At 72.7% G+C, this 19,668-nt stretch carries 18 protein-coding genes; 12 read left to right on the top strand and 6 right to left on the bottom strand.

What is annotated here, in order from left to right:
• The first annotated feature begins 34 nt into the window (after nucleotides 1-34).
• The 3 genes from ACVHNB_RS04100 to sucD all read left to right on the top strand — a co-directional run bounded on the left by ACVHNB_RS04100 (nucleotide 35) and on the right by sucD (nucleotide 3,647).
• Nucleotides 35-1,156, top strand: coding sequence for a hypothetical protein (locus ACVHNB_RS04100; protein WP_456227429.1), 1,122 nt, complete (start codon nucleotides 35-37; stop codon nucleotides 1,154-1,156).
• 409 nt (nucleotides 1,157-1,565) lie between these two features.
• Nucleotides 1,566-2,744 (top strand): ADP-forming succinate--CoA ligase subunit beta, encoded by a 1,179-nt coding sequence (gene sucC / locus ACVHNB_RS04105; RefSeq protein ID WP_428952783.1) that lies wholly within the window; start codon nucleotides 1,566-1,568, stop codon nucleotides 2,742-2,744.
• 21 nt (nucleotides 2,745-2,765) lie between these two features.
• Nucleotides 2,766-3,647 (top strand): succinate--CoA ligase subunit alpha, encoded by an 882-nt coding sequence (gene sucD / locus ACVHNB_RS04110; RefSeq protein ID WP_428952782.1) that lies wholly within the window; start codon nucleotides 2,766-2,768, stop codon nucleotides 3,645-3,647.
• A gap of 62 nt (nucleotides 3,648-3,709) precedes the next feature.
• Here sucD and ACVHNB_RS04115 read toward each other — a convergent pair whose 3' ends face one another.
• Complete coding sequence (locus tag ACVHNB_RS04115) at nucleotides 3,710-4,834, bottom strand: helix-turn-helix domain-containing protein (RefSeq protein WP_428952781.1); 1,125 nt, start codon at nucleotides 4,832-4,834, stop codon at nucleotides 3,710-3,712.
• Between the two features lie 122 nt (nucleotides 4,835-4,956).
• Here ACVHNB_RS04115 and ACVHNB_RS04120 point away from each other — a divergent pair, with 122 nt between their 5' ends.
• On the top strand, nucleotides 4,957-6,426 hold the full coding sequence (locus ACVHNB_RS04120) for a cell division protein PerM (protein ID WP_456227430.1): 1,470 nt from the start codon (nucleotides 4,957-4,959) through the stop codon (nucleotides 6,424-6,426).
• A gap of 7 nt (nucleotides 6,427-6,433) precedes the next feature.
• Here the strand turns inward: ACVHNB_RS04120 and ACVHNB_RS04125 are convergent, their stop codons facing one another.
• On the bottom strand, nucleotides 6,434-7,225 hold the full coding sequence (locus ACVHNB_RS04125; RefSeq protein WP_428952779.1) for a hypothetical protein: 792 nt from the start codon (nucleotides 7,223-7,225) through the stop codon (nucleotides 6,434-6,436).
• Nucleotides 7,226-7,535: 310 nt separating this feature from the next.
• Here ACVHNB_RS04125 and purN point away from each other — a divergent pair, with 310 nt between their 5' ends.
• Nucleotides 7,536-8,156: a phosphoribosylglycinamide formyltransferase gene (gene purN / locus ACVHNB_RS04130; RefSeq protein ID WP_456227431.1), complete on the top strand. Its 621-nt coding sequence runs from the start codon at nucleotides 7,536-7,538 to the stop codon at nucleotides 8,154-8,156.
• Nucleotides 8,153-9,715, top strand: a complete 1,563-nt coding sequence (purH, locus tag ACVHNB_RS04135) for a bifunctional phosphoribosylaminoimidazolecarboxamide formyltransferase/IMP cyclohydrolase (protein ID WP_428952777.1) — start codon at nucleotides 8,153-8,155, stop codon at nucleotides 9,713-9,715. The genes purN and purH overlap by 4 nt, the downstream gene beginning before the upstream one ends.
• Before the next feature lie 65 nt (nucleotides 9,716-9,780).
• On the opposite strand, the gene ACVHNB_RS04140 is transcribed toward purH, so the two are convergent.
• Nucleotides 9,781-10,452: an RDD family protein gene (locus ACVHNB_RS04140; protein ID WP_428952776.1), complete on the bottom strand. Its 672-nt coding sequence runs from the start codon at nucleotides 10,450-10,452 to the stop codon at nucleotides 9,781-9,783.
• Between the two features lie 216 nt (nucleotides 10,453-10,668).
• Here ACVHNB_RS04140 and ACVHNB_RS04145 point away from each other — a divergent pair, with 216 nt between their 5' ends.
• The 4 genes from ACVHNB_RS04145 (at nucleotide 10,669) to ACVHNB_RS04160 (ending at nucleotide 14,639) form a co-directional block, all read left to right on the top strand.
• A complete protein-coding gene (locus ACVHNB_RS04145) occupies nucleotides 10,669-11,532 on the top strand; it encodes a bifunctional methylenetetrahydrofolate dehydrogenase/methenyltetrahydrofolate cyclohydrolase (RefSeq protein ID WP_428952775.1) in 864 nt (287 codons plus the stop codon).
• On the top strand, nucleotides 11,522-11,941 hold the full coding sequence (locus ACVHNB_RS04150) for a DUF3017 domain-containing protein (RefSeq protein ID WP_428952774.1): 420 nt from the start codon (nucleotides 11,522-11,524) through the stop codon (nucleotides 11,939-11,941). Before ACVHNB_RS04145 ends, ACVHNB_RS04150 begins: the two co-directional genes overlap by 11 nt.
• Nucleotides 11,942-12,322: 381 nt before the next feature.
• Nucleotides 12,323-13,336, top strand: coding sequence for an XRE family transcriptional regulator (locus tag ACVHNB_RS04155; RefSeq protein ID WP_456227432.1), 1,014 nt, complete (start codon nucleotides 12,323-12,325; stop codon nucleotides 13,334-13,336).
• A gap of 310 nt (nucleotides 13,337-13,646) precedes the next feature.
• Nucleotides 13,647-14,639 (top strand): malate dehydrogenase, encoded by a 993-nt coding sequence (locus ACVHNB_RS04160; protein ID WP_456227433.1) that lies wholly within the window; start codon nucleotides 13,647-13,649, stop codon nucleotides 14,637-14,639.
• Nucleotides 14,640-14,794: 155 nt separating this feature from the next.
• Here the strand turns inward: ACVHNB_RS04160 and ACVHNB_RS04165 are convergent, their stop codons facing one another.
• Nucleotides 14,795-16,192, bottom strand: a complete 1,398-nt coding sequence (locus tag ACVHNB_RS04165; protein WP_428952771.1) for an MFS transporter — start codon at nucleotides 16,190-16,192, stop codon at nucleotides 14,795-14,797.
• Between the two features lie 102 nt (nucleotides 16,193-16,294).
• Here ACVHNB_RS04165 and ACVHNB_RS04170 point away from each other — a divergent pair, with 102 nt between their 5' ends.
• Nucleotides 16,295-17,278, top strand: coding sequence for a LysR family transcriptional regulator (locus tag ACVHNB_RS04170; RefSeq protein WP_456227434.1), 984 nt, complete (start codon nucleotides 16,295-16,297; stop codon nucleotides 17,276-17,278).
• 17 nt (nucleotides 17,279-17,295) lie between these two features.
• Nucleotides 17,296-17,625 (top strand): hypothetical protein, encoded by a 330-nt coding sequence (locus tag ACVHNB_RS04175; RefSeq protein WP_428952769.1) that lies wholly within the window; start codon nucleotides 17,296-17,298, stop codon nucleotides 17,623-17,625.
• On the opposite strand, the gene ACVHNB_RS04180 is transcribed toward ACVHNB_RS04175, so the two are convergent.
• Both ACVHNB_RS04180 and ACVHNB_RS04185 read right to left on the bottom strand, forming a co-directional pair.
• Entirely contained in the window at nucleotides 17,615-18,676 is a 1,062-nt protein-coding gene (locus tag ACVHNB_RS04180) for an alpha/beta hydrolase family protein (protein ID WP_428952768.1), read from the bottom strand. The two genes, ACVHNB_RS04175 and ACVHNB_RS04180, sit on opposite strands and share 11 nt — an antisense overlap.
• Before the next feature lie 19 nt (nucleotides 18,677-18,695).
• Nucleotides 18,696-19,625 (bottom strand): zinc-binding dehydrogenase, encoded by a 930-nt coding sequence (locus tag ACVHNB_RS04185; protein WP_456227435.1) that lies wholly within the window; start codon nucleotides 19,623-19,625, stop codon nucleotides 18,696-18,698.
• Nucleotides 19,626-19,668: the final 43 nt, after the last annotated feature.

Raw genomic sequence — 19,668 nt, forward strand, 5'->3', positions numbered from 1 at the left:
CTACCCCTGAGAATTCGAAGGAACCGACGTACCCATGAACAAGAACATCCGCCGCTCCCTCGTCATAGCCGCCGGCGTCTCCGGCGTCTCCGGCGCCTGGGCCCTCGGCTCGGCCGTGGCCAGCGCCGACGAACTGCCCGCCCACTCGCTGTCCGTGCCGGACGTGGCCGGTGACACCGTCGCCGACGTGCAGGACACGGCCTCCCACCTGACGCGGGGCGCCACGGACAAGGCCGCCGACAAGGCCACCGCCGAGGTCGCCGACCAGGCGGCCGGCCACAAGGCCACCCACGCCGCCGAGAAGGCCGTCGCCAAGGCCACGCAGAAGGCCGCCACGCAGAAGACCCCCCAGAAGGCCGGGGCCACGGTCTCGCACCTCGGCGCGCAGGCGCGGGCGCACGCCCCCGCCGCCGAGGACGTCCAGCACGCGGCGGCCACCGCGGCCACCGCGGGTGACGACGTCGACTACCTCTTCGGACCCCTGTCCACGTTCGCGGCCGAGGACGTGACCGCGACGGCCACGCCCATCGCCGACGAGACCGCGGCCGCCGTCCTGCCGCCCGTCGCGGCCACCGCCGTGCACGGCGTGCTGCCGGTCGCGGGCCAGGCGGTCGGCGACGCCGGTGGGCTCGCGGGCGGTGCGGTCGGCGACGTCACGCCGTTCGCCACCGGCCTGGTCGGGCAGCAGGTGCAACCCTTCGCCGCGGGCGTGACCGGCGAGGTCCAGCCGCTGGCGTCCGGTGTGACCGGCGAGGTCGGCCCGCTCGCGCAGGGCCTGGTCGTGGGCGACGTGGCGCCGTTCGCGGGCGGCGTCGTCGACTCCGTGCGCCCCCTCGTGCAGACGGTCGCCGACCACGTGCGGCCCGTCGTGCAGGGCGTCGGCACCAGCGCCCACGGCCTGACGCAGGGCGTCACCGGCGACGTCACGCCGTTCGCCGCGGCGGTCGTCGGCGACGAGGTCGCGCCCTTCGCGCAGACCGTCGTCGCCGACGACGCGGCGCCCCTGGCGAACGGCGTCGTCGGCGACGTCGCCCCGTTCGCGCACGACCTCACCGGAACCGTCGTCGCCGACGTCCAGCCGCTCGCGGGCAACGCCGTCACCGGTGTGCAGGGCGTCGCCGACTCCGTCGCGCCCAGCTACGTGCGGGGCATCTGACCGACGCCGCTGAGCCCGGTCGGCCGAAATCCATCGGTGTGACCTGGCCGACACCCGGCGTACGGGCGGGCGAACCCGTCGGGGACGGGGTGCCCGCCTTGGGCCCCTTCGTGCAGAACCGGGGCTCTTCGGGTGGCCTCACCGTGCGTACCCCCGCGCGGTGAGGCCGCAAACAAGTGGCGGACAGCACGACAAACGGGACGCTCTGTGACCGGTATCACCGCTCAGGTGTGATCTGCGATTTAGAAGCCATCGCTGAGCGGCGATAACCTGCGAGACGGACATGCCGCGTACCCGGCCACTGTGTACGCCTCGTACGCCTCCCTTGTGACAGCGGAGTCACGTTGCCCATCGCGGCACGCCCACGCAGGAAATCGAACCGCGAGATCACTGATAGGGACGGACGCGCGTGGACCTGTTCGAGTACCAGGCGAGGGACCTCTTCGCCAAGCACGGTGTACCGGTGCTGGCCGGTGAAGTCATCGACACGCCTGAGGCAGCCCGCGAGGCGACCGAGCGGCTGGGCGGCAAGTCCGTCGTCAAGGCGCAGGTGAAGGTCGGTGGCCGCGGCAAGGCCGGTGGCGTGAAGCTGGCCGCCACCCCCGACGAGGCCGTCGCGCACGCGACGAACATTCTCGGCATGGACATCAAGGGCCACACGGTCCACAAGGTGATGATGGCCGAGACGGCTCCGGAGATCGTGGAGGAGTACTACGTCTCCTTCCTCCTGGACCGCACCAACCGCACCTTCCTCTCCATCGCCTCCGTCGAGGGCGGCATGGAGATCGAGGAGGTGGCGGCCACCCGCCCGGAGGCCGTCGCCAAGACGCCGATCGACGCCAACGAGGGCGTGACCCCCGCGGTCGCGCGCAAGATCGTCGAGGACGCGAAGTTCCCGGCCGAGGTGGCCGACAAGGTCGCCGACGTGCTGGTCACGCTCTGGAAGACCTTCATCGAGGAGGACGCCCTCCTCGTCGAGGTCAACCCGCTGGCGAAGGTCGCCTCCGGCGACATCATCGCCCTCGACGGCAAGGTCTCCCTGGACGAGAACGCCGACTTCCGGCACCCCGACCACGAGGCCCTGCAGGACAAGGACGCGGCCGACCCGCTCGAGGCCGCTGCCAAGGAGAAGGGCCTCAACTACGTCAAGCTCGACGGCGAGGTCGGCATCATCGGCAACGGTGCCGGTCTGGTCATGTCGACGCTGGACGTCGTCGCGTACGCCGGTGAGAACCACGGCGGCGTGAAGCCGGCCAACTTCCTCGACATCGGCGGCGGCGCCTCCGCCCAGGTGATGGCGAACGGCCTGGAGATCATCCTCGGCGACGCGGACGTCAAGTCCGTCTTCGTCAACGTCTTCGGCGGCATCACCGCCTGTGACGAGGTCGCCAACGGCATCGTCCAGGCGCTCGCGCTCCTCGAGGAGAAGGGCGAGAAGGTCGAGAAGCCCCTCGTCGTCCGCCTCGACGGCAACAACGCCGAGCTGGGTCGCAAGATCCTCTCCGACGCCAACCACCCGCTGGTGCAGCGCGTGGACACCATGGACGGCGCGGCCGACAAGGCCGCCGAGCTCGCGGCCGCGAAGTAAGGGACGAGGGACAGAACAGCCATGGCTATCTTCCTCAACAAGGACAGCAAGGTCATCGTCCAGGGCATGACCGGTGCCACGGGCATGAAGCACACCAAGCTCATGCTGGCCGACGGCACGAACATCGTCGGCGGTGTGAACCCGCGCAAGGCCGGCACCTCCGTCGACATCGACGGCACGGACATCCCCGTCTTCGGCACGGTCGCCGAGGCGATCGAGAAGACGGGCGCCAACGTGTCCGTGCTCTTCGTCCCGCCGGCCTTCTCCAAGGCCGCCGTGGTCGAGGCCATCGACGCCGAGATCCCGCTCGCCGTGGTCATCACCGAGGGCATCGCCGTCCACGACTCCGCCGCGTTCTACGCGTACGCGAAGTCCAAGGGCGACAAGACCCGCATCATCGGCCCGAACTGCCCCGGCCTCATCACGCCGGGCCAGTCGAACGCCGGCATCATCCCGGGCGACATCACGAAGCCGGGCCGCATCGGCCTGGTCTCGAAGTCCGGCACGCTGACGTACCAGATGATGTACGAGCTCCGTGACATCGGCTTCTCGTCCGCCGTCGGCATTGGTGGCGACCCGGTCATCGGCACCACGCACATCGACGCGCTCGCCGCGTTCGAGGCCGACCCCGACACCGACCTGATCGTCATGATCGGTGAGATCGGCGGCGACGCCGAGGAGCGTGCGGCCGACTTCATCAAGGCCAACGTCACCAAGCCGGTCGTCGGCTACGTCGCGGGCTTCACCGCGCCCGAGGGCAAGACCATGGGCCACGCCGGCGCCATCGTCTCCGGTTCCTCCGGCACCGCCCAGGCGAAGAAGGAGGCCCTCGAGGCCGCCGGCGTCAAGGTCGGCAAGACGCCGACCGAGACCGCCAAGCTGGCCCGCGAGCTCCTCTCGTAGTCAGCCGCTGTACGCAGACCAGTGGGCCCGCACCGTTCCGGTGCGGCCCCACTGGTCTTTGGTCATTCGGCCACGGGCGCCAGCCGCTCGGGGCCGCCGCTCAGCTCGCTGCGCAGCTGCCGGCGCAGCTCCAGCTCCTGCGGGGTCAGCCGGCCGGGTCCCGTCAGCGGCGGCACGCCGCTGATCGGGGCGCCGGGCGCGGGCACCGGCTCGTAGTGCGTCGGCGCGACCCGCACCGTGAGTGCGGTCGCGCCGACGATCAGGACGGTGACGGCGATCGCGGCCCGGGTCCAGAACCGGGTGCGCTTCTCACCGACGTTCCGCACCAGCGTGGACTTCGGGGCGTCGAGCTTCTCCGCGCCCGCCAGCTCCGTCAGTCGCCGGCTCAGCTGCTCGGGGACGGCCAGCTCCGGCAGCTGCTCGGCGACGGCCTCCCGGGCGTGCAGGATGCGGTTCGCGGCGGCCGGCGTGCTGGCCTCGGTCTCGGCGGCGGTCTCCGGCAGGTCCAGGCCCACCCCGTCGTAGAGCAGCAGAGTGCGCCGGTAGGCGGGCGGCAGGCTCAGCAGGACGTCGAGGAGCTTGCGGTCCTCCGCGTCGGCCGGGGGCGCGTCCGGGTGGCGGTGCGCGGGGCGCATCCGGTGCCAGGGCGACATCGCGTACTCGTACGCCGCCGCCCGCACCCAGCCCGCCGGGTCCGGGTCGACGGCGACCTCCGGCCACCGCTGCCAGGCCAGCTGGAAGGCGCGCTCGACGGCCTCGCGGGCGAGGGTGCGGCGGCCGGTGAGCAGATACGTCTGGCGGACCAGGAACGGGGCGGCATGCGTGTAGAGGGCGTCGAAGGCCTCGGCCGGTGTCCGCGTGGGCGGCTGCTCCGGCCCGGCGGCGGAGGGCTCGGGCCGCGAGGTCCGCTCGACGGGCTTGGCCAGGTCGACCCGGGCGGCGCCGACGGCCACCGGCTCCGGCTTCGGCTGCCGGGCGGCGGGGCGCTCCGCGAGGTCCGTCAGGAGTCTGGCGTACGCCTCCCTCTTACGGCCCCGCGGCGAGGTGCGGCCCGACTCCCAGGACCGCACCGTCTCGCGTGTCACGCCGACCTTCGCGGCGAGCTGAGCCTGGGTCAGCGACTTCGCCTCGCGGAGCCTGCGGCGCTCCTTCGGCGTCGGCAGTGGGGTTGCGGCGCTCTGCGTCATCGGGAACTCCACACACCCTTTCGCGCGAAAAAGTACATAAACGTATCTTGAGCGACACATCCGTAGTTCGCCTGTTACGCGGGGAAAGCGCGTGTCGTTGGGAGCATGGGCCGGTGACCCAAATGACCGGCCGTGGACTGTCGTTGCCCCTGCTGCTGACCCGGGTGCGGGAACGATCACCGGGACCCGCCGCCGGAGTGTTCGGCGGAGCCGTCGCGGCGGGCCTCGGACTCGGGGCGTTCGCGGTGCTCGTGATGGTGCTGTGGATCAGCTCGCCCTACCCGGACAGCGGGCCCGGCGGCGCCCTGCACACCGCCGCCGCGCTGTGGCTGCTCGCCCACGGCGCCGAGGTGATCAGGACCGACACGCTGTCCGGGACGCCCGCGCCGATGGGCGTGACCCCGCTGCTCCTCCTGGCGCTCCCGGTCTGGCTGGTGCACCGGGCGGCCCGGGACGCCGCGGAGCCGGAGGAGGAGGGGGCGCCGCAGCCCCCCGCCGCCGGAGTGTGGGCCGGGGTCGCGCTCGGCTACCTCCTCGTCGGCGCCGCCGCCGCGTCCTACGCGTCCGGCGGTGAACTGCGGCCCTCCTGGGCCAGCTGCGCGGCACACCTCGTCGTGGTCGCCGTGGCGGCGGCCGGCGCCGGCGTGTGGACCGCGCACGGGCGGACGCGCGGGCCCCTGCCACAGGCGCTGCGCACGGCCCTGGACGTGCTCCCGGAGACGTTCGTGCGCGACGTCCTCCCGGTCGCCGCGCGGGCCGCGGCCGCCGGGGTCCTCGCCTTGGTCGCCGGGGGCGCGCTCGTGGTGGCCGGGGGGCTCGTATGGCACGGGGGAGCGGTGCGGGAGTCGTTCGTGCAGCTGACGGAGGCCTGGTCGGGGCGGTTCGCGGTGCTGCTGCTGTGTTTCACGCTGGTGCCGAACGCCGTGGTCTGGGGCGCCGCGTACGCACTGGGCCCCGGGGTCGTCCTCGGGGCGGGGCACGTGGTGGGGCCGCTGGGCAGCGCGGGCGGTCCGCTGCTGCCGGCCTTCCCGCTGCTCGCCGCGCTGCCCGCGGCCGGCGACGGCTCGCCCCTGACGTGGGCGGCGGGCGTGGTGCCGGCCGCGGCGGCGGTGACGGTGGCGTGGTTCGTGGTGGTGGCGGGCGAGGCGGCCGGATGGTCACGGGGACGCGTCGCGTACGCGGTGGGAGTGGCCGCCGCGCTGTGCGGGGCGGCGCTGGCCGTGCTCGCCGTGGCGGCGGGCGGCGCGCTGGGCGGCGAGGCGCTCGCCCGGTTCGGGCCCGTCGGCTGGCTCACCGGGCTGGCCGCGGTGGCCTGGGTCGGCGGCGTCGGGGTGCCGGTGGCGCTGCTGGTGCGGTGGTGGCGCGGGCGGGAGTCCGCGATGCGGCCCCGGCTGTCCGCGTGGGCGGCGTCGGCGGTGGCCCGGCGGCGTCGTCCCGACGCCGCGCCGGAGCCCGAACCCGCCGGGGAACCGGGCGGCTTCGAGCCCTACGACTTCTTCGACGAGGCGTCACGCGAGTCGCGCTGGGCGCTCCTGAAGGACCTGTCGGAGCGGCCGCGGACGCCGGAGCGGCCGTCCGGCCCCGAGTCCTGACCTCCGGTCAGCGAGTGCCCAGGAGCGGACGGAGCTCCTTCGGCAGGAGGTCGTCGCAGGACTCCTTCGCCGCGTTGGTCAGGGCGTCCGTGCGGCACTCGTAGTAGTCGCTGTAGACCAGCTTCGCCGCGAACATCGACGCCACCAGCGCCAGCGCCAGCGCACCCGTGACCAGACCGCTGATCGCCGCGGTGGTCTGCGGGCGCGAGGTGTCGGGCGCGGCGGCCGGCGCCGGGGCGTCCGGGGCCGGCGTGCGGGGCTTGGCACGCAGGGCGCTGATGCTCCAGTACAGGGCGAGCGCGCCGAGCAGCAGGGCCACGTACGGCCAGGCGAACAGGGCGAAGAAGAAGCCCCACATGCCCGACAGGAGTGCGTAGCGTGCGCGGCGCTGGGCCGGGTCCGTCGGGTCCCAGCGCATACCGCCGGGACCGGGGCCCTGCCCTTCCGGGCCGCCCTGACCGCCCTGTCCGTTGCCCCCGGTGCCTCCGTTGCCGAGGCGGTCGCCGAACCGGCCGCCCTGGGCACGGCCCGGCTGGCGGTCGCTCCACTGGCTGCCCCACGGGGAGCGGTCGCCGCCCCCGTCGGAGGAGTCCGAGCCCTCCGGGCGGCGCGGCTGCCAGGGACGGTCGGGGGCGTCCTCGGGCGGCGGTGCGAACGGGTTGTCCGCCCCGGTGTCCCCGGAGCCCTTGGTCTCGTCGCGCTCCTCGGTCTCCTTGGACGGCGACGGCGGCGTGGGCCGGCCTTCGCGCAGCAGGACGGCGCCGGCGGGCAGCGTGAGGCGAAGGCTTCGGTCCGGCATCAGGTGTGCGTCTTCCCCTAGGTCGTCGGTCGGGTCGCAGGTGCGGTTTGGTTCGTTCTTTACGTCAACGTTCCGTACCCGCCCGGCGTTCCGCGCCGGAGGTGGCTCTTGCGGGATCTTGCTGGGACTTCCTGGACGCTGACGCTACCTCCCGCCCACGCCCCCGTCCCGTGGGGGCCGCCCGGTGTGCCGGTATCGTTGCTGACGGTCGGCCGCTTCGTAGGGTTCCCCGTATGGGCGAGTGCGAAGCCTTCGTAGGAACGAACAAGGGCGACCGCACGAGAAAGCTCTCCCGAGAAAGGGCCCCGCCGTGGCCAAGGCCAAGCGCCTCGTCGTGCTGGTCTCCGGATCAGGTACGAATCTGCAGGCCCTGCTGGATGCCGTCGCGGCCCAGGGGACGGACGCGTACGGCGCCGAGATCGTGGCCGTCGGCGCCGACCGCGACGGCATCGCCGGTCTGGAGCGCGCCGAGCGCGCCGGGCTCCCCACCTTCGTGTGCCGGGTCAAGGACCACGCCGAGCGCGCGGACTGGGACCGGGCGCTCGCCGAGGCGACCGCCGCGTACGAGCCGGACCTGGTGGTCTCGGCGGGCTTCATGAAGATCGTGGGCAAGGAGTTCCTGGCCCGCTTCGGCGGGCGGTTCGTGAACACGCACCCGGCCCTGCTGCCCAGTTTTCCCGGTGCGCACGGCGTGCGCGACGCACTCGCGTACGGCGCCAAGGTCACCGGATGCACCGTCCACTTCGTCGACGACGGCGTCGACACCGGCCCGATCATCGCTCAGGGCGTGGTCGAGATCCGTGATGAGGACGACGAGAGCGCTCTGCACGAGCGCATCAAGGAAGTCGAGCGCACGCTGCTCGTCGATGTCGTGGGGCGTCTGGCCCGTAACGGCTACAGCATTGAGGGACGAAAGGTAGTTATCCCGTGACCGCCGAGAGCAACAAGCGGCCCATCCGCCGGGCGCTGGTCAGCGTCTACGACAAGACCGGTCTGGAGGAGCTGGCGCGCGGGCTCCACGAGGCGGGCGTCGAGCTGGTGTCGACCGGCTCCACCGCCGCGAAGATCGCCGCGGCCGGGGTGCCGGTCACCAAGGTCGAGGACGTCACCGGGTTCCCCGAGTGCCTCGACGGCCGTGTGAAGACCCTCCACCCGAAGGTCCACGCGGGCATCCTCGCCGACCTCCGCCTGGAGGACCACCAGAAGCAGCTCGCCGACCTCGGCGTGAAGCCCTTCGAGCTGGTCGTCGTGAACCTCTACCCGTTCCGCGAGACCGTCGCCTCGGGCGCCACCCCCGACGAGTGCGTCGAGCAGATCGACATCGGCGGCCCCTCGATGGTCCGCGCCGCCGCCAAGAACCACCCCTCGGTCGCCGTGGTCACCAGCCCCGAGCGCTACGCCGACGTCCTCGCGGCCGTCAAGGACGGCGGGTTCGACCTCACCACCCGCAAGCGGCTCGCCGCGGAGGCCTTCCAGCACACCGCGTCCTACGACGTGGCCGTCGCCTCCTGGTTCGCGGACGACTACGCGGCCGCCGACGACAGCGGCCACCCCGACTTCCTGGGCGCCGCCTACACGCGCAAGAACGTCCTGCGCTACGGCGAGAACCCGCACCAGGGCGCCGCCCTCTACGTCGACGGCACCGGCGGCCTCGCCGAGGCGGAGCAGCTGCACGGCAAGGAGATGTCGTACAACAACTTCACGGACACGGACGCCGCGCGCCGTGCCGCGTACGACCACGAGGACCCCTGCGTCGCGATCATCAAGCACGCGAACCCCTGCGGCATCGCCGTCGCCGGGAACGTCGCGGAGGCCCACCGCAAGGCCCACGCCTGTGACCCCGTCTCGGCCTACGGCGGCGTCATCGCCGTGAACCGCCCGGTCACCAAGGAGATGGCGGAGCAGGTCGCCGACATCTTCACCGAGGTCATCGTCGCGCCCGACTATGAGGACGGCGCCCTCGAAGCCCTCACCAAGAAGAAGAACATCCGCGTCCTGCGCGCCCCGAACGGCCCGGCCGCGAAGGTCGAGACGAAGCAGATCGACGGCGGCGCGCTGCTCCAGGTCACCGACCGGCTCCAGGCCGACGGCGACAACCCGGCCACCTGGACCCTCGCGACCGGCGACGCCCTCTCGCAGGGCGAGCTGGACGAGCTGGCGTTCGCCTGGAAGGCGTGCCGCGCCGTGAAGTCCAACGCGATCCTGCTCGCCAAGGACGGCGCCTCGGTCGGCGTCGGCATGGGCCAGGTCAATCGCGTCGACTCCTGCAAGCTCGCCGTCGAGCGCGCGGGCGAGGAGCGGGCGCGCGGTTCGTTCGCCGCCTCCGACGCGTTCTTCCCGTTCCCCGACGGGCCGCAGATCCTCATCGACGCCGGCGTGAAGGCGATCGTGCAGCCCGGCGGTTCGATCCGTGACGAGCTGGTCGTCGAGGCCGCCAAGAAGGCGGGCGTGACGATGTACTTCACGGGGACGCGGCACTTCTTCCACTGAGTCACCCGTACACGGAGAGGGCCCGCCGGTCACCGACCGGCGGGCCCTCTCCGTAGTGCTGGGGCTCAGCCCTTCACATGCACGACGACCGTGCTCGCGACCTTGTCGTGCCAGCCCTGCTTGCGGCCGGACTTGTCCCAGAACGGGGACAGATAGACGAGGAGCGCGCCGATGCCGCAGGCGAAGCCGCCGACGACCGGGATGATCCAGCGCAGGAAGCCGCCGCCGATGCCCGGCTTCGCACCGGTCTCCGCCTTCAGGACGCGGATGCCGACGGCCAGCTTGCCCAGCGTGGCGCCGACGAAGGCGATCATCAGGACCTGGTACAGCAGGACGATGAGCATGAAGACGCCGGCGATCGGCAGGGTCGCGGACTGGAAGTCCGACGTGGCGTTGTTCACGCAGGTGTCGTACGTGGACGAGCCGGCGTCACAGGCCCGAATCGCGTCGATGAGATCGCTGAACTTCGGCGCCAGGAAGACGAAGTAGACGATGCTGATCAGCACCCCGTCGATCAGCTGCGCGCCGAGTCTGCGGCCCATCGAGGCGAGCGGCGGGACACCGGGCATGCCCGGCCCCGGCATGCCCGGCTGCTGCGGGTACGCCCCGTAGGGCTGGCCCGGCTGCTGCGGATAGCCGTAGCCCTGCGGCGGGACCCCCTGCGGGGCCTGCTGGCCGTACGGGTTCGGCTGCGGCGGTTGCTGTCCGTAAGGGTTGTTCGGGTCGCCGTAACTCATGGCGAGATTCCTCCGAGGATGGTGACGGGGACGGCGCGGACCTGCGGAGGAATGAAACACAAATACGGCCGCCTGAGCGGTTTGCCCCCCTGCCGCCGTCCGCGGCACTGCGCGGATCATGCTCCTCAATCGGACACTCTCCTGTCCAGAGGGCGGCAAAGCTGTTGTGCAGGTGCAACTTGGGTGAACCCGGGCCGCCCTGAAAGAATGGGCACCATGACCGCCCAGATTCTCGATGGCAAGGCCACCGCAGCCGCGATCAAGTCCGAACTGACCGTCCGCGTGGCGGCCCTGAAGGAGAAGGGGGTCACGCCCGGTCTCGGTACCGTCCTCGTCGGCGAGGATCCCGGCAGCCAGAAGTACGTCGCAGGAAAGCACCGCGACTGCGCGCAGGTCGGCATCGCCTCCATCCAGCGCGAACTGCCCGCCACGGCGACGCAGGAGGAGATCGAGGCGGTCGTCCGCGAGCTGAACGAGGACCCCGCCTGCACCGGCTACATCGTCCAGCTCCCGCTGCCCAAGGGCATCGACGAGAACCGCATCCTCGAGCTGATGGACCCGGCCAAGGACGCGGACGGCCTGCACCCGATGAACCTGGGCCGCCTCGTGCTGAACGAGCCGGCGCCGCTGCCCTGCACCCCGTTCGGCATCATCACGCTGCTGCGCCAGCACGGTGTGGAGATCAACGGCGCCGAGGTCGTCGTGGTCGGCCGCGGCGTGACCATCGGCCGCCCGATGCCGCTGCTGCTCACCCGCAAGTCCGAGAACGCGACGGTCACCCAGTGCCACACCGGCACCCGTGACCTGGCCGCCCACCTCAAGCGCGCCGACATCGTCGTGGCCGCCGCGGGCGTCCCGCACCTGATCAAGCCCGAGGACATCAAGCCGGGCGCGGCCGTGCTCGACGTCGGTGTCTCGCGCGACGAGAACGGCAAGATCGTCGGCGATGTGCACCCGGGCGTCACCGAGGTCGCCGGCTGGATCTCCCCGAACCCCGGCGGTGTGGGCCCGATGACCCGCGCCCAGCTCCTGGTGAACGTGGTCGAGGCCGCCGAGCGGAACGCGAACGGTGTTCGCTGAGGCCTCCGGGGGCGCGAAGAAGCGGGGCACCCGGCGCTTCCCGCTGTGGACGCGGGACACCGCGCGCCCCGAGGGCGGCGGCCGCGCGGCCCCCGGCGACGCACCGGCGCCCGCCCGCCAGTGGCCGCTGATCGCCGTGCTCGCGCTGACCGGGATCGGGCTGCTGCTCACCGCGTTCGACCTGTTCCGCGTCGGCTGCATCCTGGTGGGCGTGGCCCTGCTCGGCGGGGCCGTGATGCGCTGGGTGCTGCCGTCCGTCGGCATGCTCGCCGTGCGCTCCCGCTTCACGGACATGCTCACGTACGGGATTCTCGGCCTCGTCATCGTGCTGCTCGCGATGATGGCGCAGCCGCAGCCCTGGCTGAAGATCCCCTTCCTTCAGGACACGCTGCACTTCACCGTGCGATGAGCCGTGGGACGAACCGTGCGGCCAACCGTGTGGCACGTCACACGGTGAGTCGCCTCAAGTGACGTGCGGGGCCTCCGGGATGGAGGCCCGCCGTCCTTGTGTGGGGATGTCCCGTCAACTTCGGGGATTTTGTCGTACGAGGGCCGACACCGCGCATAGCCTGGGAAATCGGGACCGTCATGGACGTCCCGGACCCGGATCGTGCGAGGGGGCACGCTCCGGTGGCGGGCGCTGTCGAATGGTGTCGAATGCCCCCGTGCGCCCCCGCCCAGGGAACTGACATCCTGGCTACCCGCATCCCATTGGGTAGCCAGTGCAAGCCGGGGCCGAAGCGCGGCGCAGGGGTATTCAGGCACGTATGGGGGGAATAGGGGGAAGGCAATGCCTCGTTGGAAGGCGCTACCGGACGAACTCGACCCGCAGGTCAAGGAGTTCGCCAGCCAGCTGCGCCGGCTGGTCGACCGCAGCGGGCTCGGGATCGCCGCACTGTCGGACCGCACCGGGTACAGCAAGACCTCGTGGGAGCGGTATCTGAACGGGCGGCTGCTGGCACCCAAGGGTGCCATCGTGGCGCTCGCCGAGGTGACCGGCACCAATCCTGTGCACCTGACCACGATGTGGGAGCTCGCGGAGCGCGCCTGGAGCCGCTCCGAGATGCGTCACGACATGACCATGGAAGCGATCCGGATCTCCCAGGCGCGGGCCGCGCTCGGGGAGTTCGGCGGACCGACCGCGCCCACGGGCGGCAGCAGAAACGGGAGCGCGACCGCCTCCCGGGCCACCGGTGTCGCCGGCCCCGCGGGTGTCGCGCCGACCGTGCCGCCGCAGGGCTCGGCGCCGCGCGCCGACCGGTTCGGGCCCGCCGAGCCCGCCGGGCCCGCGGCACCGGGAGGTGCCGGCGGCCGGGGCAAGCGGCGGCTGACCATGTTCCTCGCGGGAGTCCTGGGCGCGGTGCTCGTCGTGGTGGTCGCCTACGTCCTGACCAGCGGCGGCGATGGCGACAAGGGCGACGAGGCCGGGCCCTCGGCGGCGCCGACCACCAGCGCGCCGCAACTGCCCGCGGGCGTCCAGTGCGTGGGCGCCGGCTGCACCGGCAAGGACCCGGAGGCCATGGGCTGCGGCGGTGACCTCGCCGACAGCCCGACCCGGGCCGTGGTCGGCACGGCCACCGTCGAGGTCCGCTACAGCAAGACGTGCAAGGCGGCCTGGGCGCGCGTCACGGGCGCGGCGCCCGGCGACAGTGTCCAGCTCGACGCGGGCGCCAAGTCGTCGAAGAAGGGCCTGGTCGGCGACGCGGACACCGACGCGTACACGCCGATGGTGGCCGTGGGGGCGGCCGCCGACGCCAAGGCCTGCGTGACGCTCGCGTCAGGCCAGAAGGGCTGCACCGAGTAAGGCGATCGGTCCGCACCATCGAACAGTGCGTTCGCGTGCGTTTCGCGTGCATGGGGACGGCTTCTCGGGGAAGGCGCAGCAGTACCCCCACGGGAGCGGTCACACAGTGGCACCCCCACGGCGGCCGTCGGTCCCTCCCTTCCGGGACCGCCGGCCGCCGCCGTGTTCGGAAGCCCGTGCGGTCGCGGGTGCTGTGGGGTGAGCCACACGCACCGGTAGGTCCGGTGGCGGCAGGGCGCGATAGCCTGACGAGCGGATCTCTTGATGTAGAGAGATCGATCAAATGTCCTGCTGTCTTACGGAGAACGCCATGACCCGCACTCCCGTGAACGTCACCGTCACCGGCGCCGCCGGCCAGATCGGCTACGCACTGCTCTTCCGCATCGCCTCCGGCCAGCTGCTCGGCGCGGACGTGCCGGTCAAGCTGCGCCTCCTGGAGATCACCCCCGCGCTCAAGGCCGCCGAGGGCACCGCCATGGAGCTCGACGACTGCGCCTTCCCGCTGCTTCAGGGCATCGACATCACCGACGACCCGAACGTCGCCTTCGACGGCGCCAACGTCGGTCTGCTCGTCGGCGCCCGCCCGCGCACCAAGGGCATGGAGCGCGGTGACCTCCTCGAGGCCAACGGCGGCATCTTCAAGCCGCAGGGCAAGGCCATCAACGACAACGCCGCGGACGACATCAAGGTCCTCGTCGTCGGCAACCCGGCCAACACCAACGCCCTCATCGCCCAGGCCGCCGCGCCGGACGTACCGGCCGAGCGCTTCACCGCCATGACGCGTCTCGACCACAACCGCGCGCTGACCCAGCTCGCGAAGAAGACGGGCTCGACGGTCGCCGACATCAAGCGTCTGACGATCTGGGGCAACCACTCCGCCACCCAGTACCCCGACATCTTCCAGGCGTCCGTCGCGGGCAAGCCGGCGATCGACGCCATCGGCGGCGACGAGAAGTGGCTGGCCGAGGACTTCATCCCGACCGTCGCCAAGCGTGGCGCCGCGATCATCGAGGCCCGGGGCGCGTCCTCGGCGGCCTCTGCCGCGAACGCCGCCATTGACCACGTCCACACCTGGGTCAACGGCACCGCCGAGGGCGACTGGACCTCCATGGGTATCCCGTCGGACGGTTCGTACGGCGTTCCCGAGGGCCTCATCTCGTCCTTCCCCGTCACCACCAAGGACGGCAAGTACGAGATCGTCCAGGGCCTGGACATCAACGAGTTCTCGCGTGCGCGGATCGATGCCTCTGTGGCGGAGCTGGCCGAGGAGCGCGAGGCCGTCCGCGGCCTCGGGCTCCTCTAGTCCCGGGTTCCTCCGGCCGGTTCTTCAGCCGCCCGCGGTGGGTCTTCTCGACTCGTCGCGGGCGGTTTGTGCGTGGGGGCGGGTGTCCCGTCGTCGTGGCTGGTCGCGCAGTTCCCCGCGCCCCTGTCGCCCGGAAACCGGATCCGCTACGGCGCTCAGGCGCGGTCCCGGTAGCCCAGGGCCACCGCCACCGTGGCGAGCAGCGTCACCGAGCCCACGACGGCCAGTGCCACGGACATGCCCGAGGAGAAGTCCCGCCCGGCGCCGGCCAGCACCGTCCCGGTGACGGCGACGCCGAGCGCCGCGCCGAGCTCGCGCGAGGCCGTGCCGAGGCCCGAGCCCAGGCCCGCCTGGTGGGCGGGGAGCGAGGTCAGGACGCCGAGGGTCAGGGCCGGCATACAGGTGCCCGTGCCGAAGGAGATGACCAGGAGCCACACCACGTAGACGCCGTACGGGGTGTGCGGGCCGGCCGTGGCGGCGCCGAGCAGGCCGAGGCCGATCAGTGCGAGGCCCGTCGTCACCACCGGGCGGGGCGTCGCCTGCCGGCGCGCGGCGAGCTTCGGGGCCAGCGCCATGCCCACGGTCACCGGCATGATCGCGATGCCGGTGAGCGCGGGACCGTAGCCCTTGATGCCCTGCAGATACTGGGAGTTGACGAAGAACAGGGCGAACAGGCCGAAGAAGCCCACCGCCGTGCCGAGCGTCGCCGCCCGCAGCCGCGGGGAGCGGAACACCCGCGGGTCGAAGAGGGGCGCGGGGGAGCGCAGGGCGTGCCGGGTGAAGGCCGCCGCGAGCAGCGCGCCGAGCGCGAACGCGACGAGGATGCGGGGCGAGCCCCAGCCGTACGTCGGGCCCTCGATGATGCCGAAGAGGATCGCGACCAGGGCCGCCGTGACGAGGAGCGTGCCGAGCGGGTCCGGGTTGCCGCGGTCCACGCGCGGGGTGCGCGGGACGGCCCGGGCGACGGCCACGGCGAGCAGCGCCGCCAGCGGCACCATCCCCCAGAACAGGGCCCGCCAGCTGAGGAACTGGCCCGCGAGGCCGCCGCCCAGGTTGCCGAACGCGCCGCCGATCCCCATCGCCAGCGTCCACGCGGCCATCGCCTGGGCGCGGCGCGTCGGACCCCCGGCCAGGTGGACCAGGATCGACACGGTCGCCGGGGTGATCAGCGCGGCGCCGGTGCCGCAGACCGCGCGGCCCGCGATGAGGACGCCGGGCGCCGTGGCGAGCGCGCTGGTGGCGGCGCCCGCGGCGAACAGGGCGAGCCCGGTCAGGAGCGCGCCCTTGCGGCCGTAGCGGTCGGCGGCGGCGCCCGCCGGTATCAGCAGGCCCGCGAACGCGATGACGTACGCGTCGACCGTCCACAGGATCTGGCTCGACGAGGGATGCAGGGACGACGAACTCAGCTGCGGGATCAGCAGGTTGATCGCCGCGACCATACTCTGCGCGACCAGTACGCAGGCGCAGACCGTGAGCAGGGTCAGGCGTCCCAGGCGGGGTGTCCCGGCGGCGTGGGACAGGGGCGGGGACGTCGTCGGGGCAGGCGTGGGCATGGCTCCTCCCGGGAGCTTCACGTGGTGGTGGGGGATGCCCGTCCAACGTAGGGTCGGATCTGGTCTGCTTTCCAGTGCAATGTGTGCAGGGGATGATTGTGTATGGCGCAATCCGTTACGGGACCTGCGGCGACGCCGTCCGTGACGGCCGGGCTCGACCTGAATCTCCTGGTCGCCCTCGACGTGCTGCTGGAGGAGCAGAGCGTGCGCGGCGCCGCGCTCCGCCTCCACCTGTCCGAACCCGCGATGAGCCGCACCCTGGGCCGGGCCCGCAAGGCGCTCGGCGACCCGCTGCTGGTGCGCGCCGGGCGGCAGATGGTGCCGACGCCGTACGCGCTGTCGGTACGGGCCGAGGTCGGGGCGGTCGTCGAGCGGGCGCGAGCGCTGTTCGCGGCGCGCGGCGACGAGGACCTGCGCTCCCTGACGCGTACGTTCACGGTGCACGGGCACGATTCGCTGGCCGCGCTGCTCGGCCCGCCGCTGCTCTCCCGGGCCGCCGCCGAGGCGCCCGGCATCCGCCTCCGGTTCCTCGGCGAGAGCCATGTGGACGCGCCGGTGCTGCGCGAGGGCACGGCCGATCTGGAGGTCGGTGTCATCGACACGACCGCGCCCGAGGTGCGCGTGGAGCCGATGTCCACGGACCGGATGCTGGCCGCGGTGCGCGCCGGACACCCCCTGCTGGAGGGGGAGATGACGCCTCACCGGTTCGCACAGGAGGCCGAGCACCTCATCGTGTCGCGACGCGGCAAGCTGCACGGCCCGGTCGACGACGCGCTGGCCGAACTCGGCCTGCGCAGAAAGGTGGTGGGCAGCGTCAGCACGTTCCCCGCATCGTTGTTCTTCCTGCGCGACACGGATCTGGTGGGGCTGGTCGGCTCGTGGTGCCTGCCGATGACCGACGCGCTCGGCCTGGTCACCTTCCCGATCCCGCTGGAGCTTCCCCCGCTGGCGCTGAGCCTGGCCTGGCATCCGCGGCACGACGCGGATCCGGCGCACGCCTGGCTGCGGGGATGCGTGCGCGACCAGATGCTGCGCACCGCGCCCACCTCTGAGAATGCTCAACTCCCCCGCCCGGAAGGGGAGTAGTGCCGCACCATGGAGGGATGATCATCAAGGCCAAGCGTGAGCTGAACGTCCTCGTCCTGCGGGACGCCGACCGCGTCGCCGACGCCGTGCAGGAGGCGCTCGCCTCGGCGTCGGACGCCGAACGGCCCGGCCTGGAGCGGGCCGCCGCCCTGATCGCCGAGGCGGCCGGCATGAGCGAGGCCGAGGTGCGCGGCCGCTGGGTGCGCGAGCGGCTCGCGGCGGCGGGCCACACCGGCCCCGCCGACTCCGTCCAGGCGATCAAGGCGTTGCGCCAGGCCGAACCGGCCCTGTCCCTGTACACGGCGGTGCGGCTCGCCAAGGACGCGGCCGCCACCGCTACCGCGTGAGTTCCGCCGTGAGCCGGTCGGCCAGCCGCGGTAGCCACCGGTCCCGCACATTGCCGAGGAGATGGTCGCCGCCGGGCACCAGATCGTAGGTGCCGTACGGGGCTTCGGCGGCGAGCCGGGCCCCGTTCTCCACCCCCGGGATCCTGTCGTCCGCCCCGTCGACGACGAGCAGCGGCACCGTGATGCGTCCGGCCGTGCCGCGCAGGTCGACGCGGGCGAGGAACTCCCGTGCGGCGTCCGCCGATCCGGCCCGCTGGGTCAGCGTCTCCCGGACGAACGGCACCGTGTCGTCCCAGCCGGTGATCCGGTACGGCCCGCTGACCGTGGCCGCCGCACGGATCCGCGGTTCGTGGGCCGTGCTCCACGCCGCGTAGTACCCGCCGAGGCTGAGCCCGACGACACCGACCGGGACCGGGCCGAGGCGTTCGTGCAGCGCGTCGACGACCCGGCCCATGACCTGCTCGTAGTCCGCGGTGACCGTGCTCGTCGCCGCCCGAACGCCCTGGCCGGGGCCGTCCATCGTGAACACGGCGGTGCCGCGCGCGAGCAGCGCCTCGGTCACGTCGTGGAACTCCTCCTTGGACGAGTCGAGGCCCGGGACCACGACGACCACGCTTTTCCTCCCGCCTGCGGCGCCGCGCAGCCAGCCCGCGTACGGGGCGTCCTCGACGCGTACGGCGTCGGGTTCGAGGAGGGCGAGCGCGCGGCCCATCGCCGCGTCGGCCCGCGCGGCGGCGTGGGCGGCCAGGCCGCGGTCGGGGTGGGGGAGCAGCACGGCGCAGTGGAACCAGCGGGCGGCCCGGCGGTACGCCTCGGCGGCGGAACGGTCCGCGCCCCGCGCCTCGTGCCGCTCGCCGGCGGTCAGGTGGTCGCCCGCCGCACGGACGAAGGCGGCCGGCCAGTCCCGCAGGTCGTCGAGCGCGCTCGTCACACGCTCGTACGCGAACGGGTCCAGGCCCGCGCCGTACGCGCGTGAGCGGTTCTGACCGATGAAGTCCGCCAGGATGCCCGGGAGTTCGAAGAAGGAACTGGTCGGGGGTGTCGTCGGCATGGTGACTCTCCTCGCGGGTTCAGGAAACGGTCAGCACGGCGTTGCCGCGGATGCGGCGCTCGCGCAGGTCGACGAGCGTCGTGGCGGTGTCCGCCCAGTCCGTGACCCGGCCCAGTTCCGGATGCAGCCGCCCGGCGGCGACGAGCCGGACGAGCGCGGCGAGGTCGTCGGCGTAGGACTCGGGGAAGTCCATGTAGTGGAAGTGGCGCAGCGACGCCGACTCCGGGCCCCGGAAGAAGTCGAAGAAGTCCAGCGTGACCGGGGTGCGGCTGGCCTGGCCGAACCAGATGAGCGTCCCGCCGCGACGGAGCCGGGACAGGGCCGCCGGGAGCGTCGGGCCGCCCGTCGATTCGAGGACCAGATCGTAGGGGCCGGCCGCCTCGGTCACGTCGTGCACGACCTCGTGCGCACCCAACTCCCGTAGCCGTGCGCCGCGTTCGGGTGAGGCGGTCACCGCCGTGAGGTACGCGCCCGCGGCGGCCGCCAGCTCGGTGACGTAGTGGCCCACCCCGCCCGATGCGCCGGTCAGCAGGACGTGGCGCCCGCCGACCGGGCCCGCGGCGCGCAGCAGCCGCAGCGCGGTGAGCCCGGCGAGGGGCAGCGCGGCGGCCTGCGCCGTGGTGACGGCGTCGGGCAGTTCGGCGAGCGCGGACGTCGGCACCGCCGCGTACTCGGCCCAGCCCGCGCCCATCGGATGGCCGACGACGCGGCGCCCCGCCTCGGGCCCGCTGCCGTCCGCGGCCTGCTGCACGACCAGGCCTGCGACGTCCTTGCCCGGCCGCCAACTCGCCCCGGGCTCCTCCAGCTTGAACGTCTCGCCCCGGTTCACCGAGTACGCCTCGACCTTGATCAACGCCTCGTCGGGACGGAGCCGGGGCTGCGGCAGCTCGGCGAGAACGACGTGCGGCTGTCCGGCGTGGGCCTTGCCCGTGGGTACGTAAGCTCTCATGCCCCGCAGTCCACCGGGCCCGGGGCACCGGGGTCCAACAACT

This window comes from Streptomyces sp. YJ-C3 (assembly GCF_053891275.1).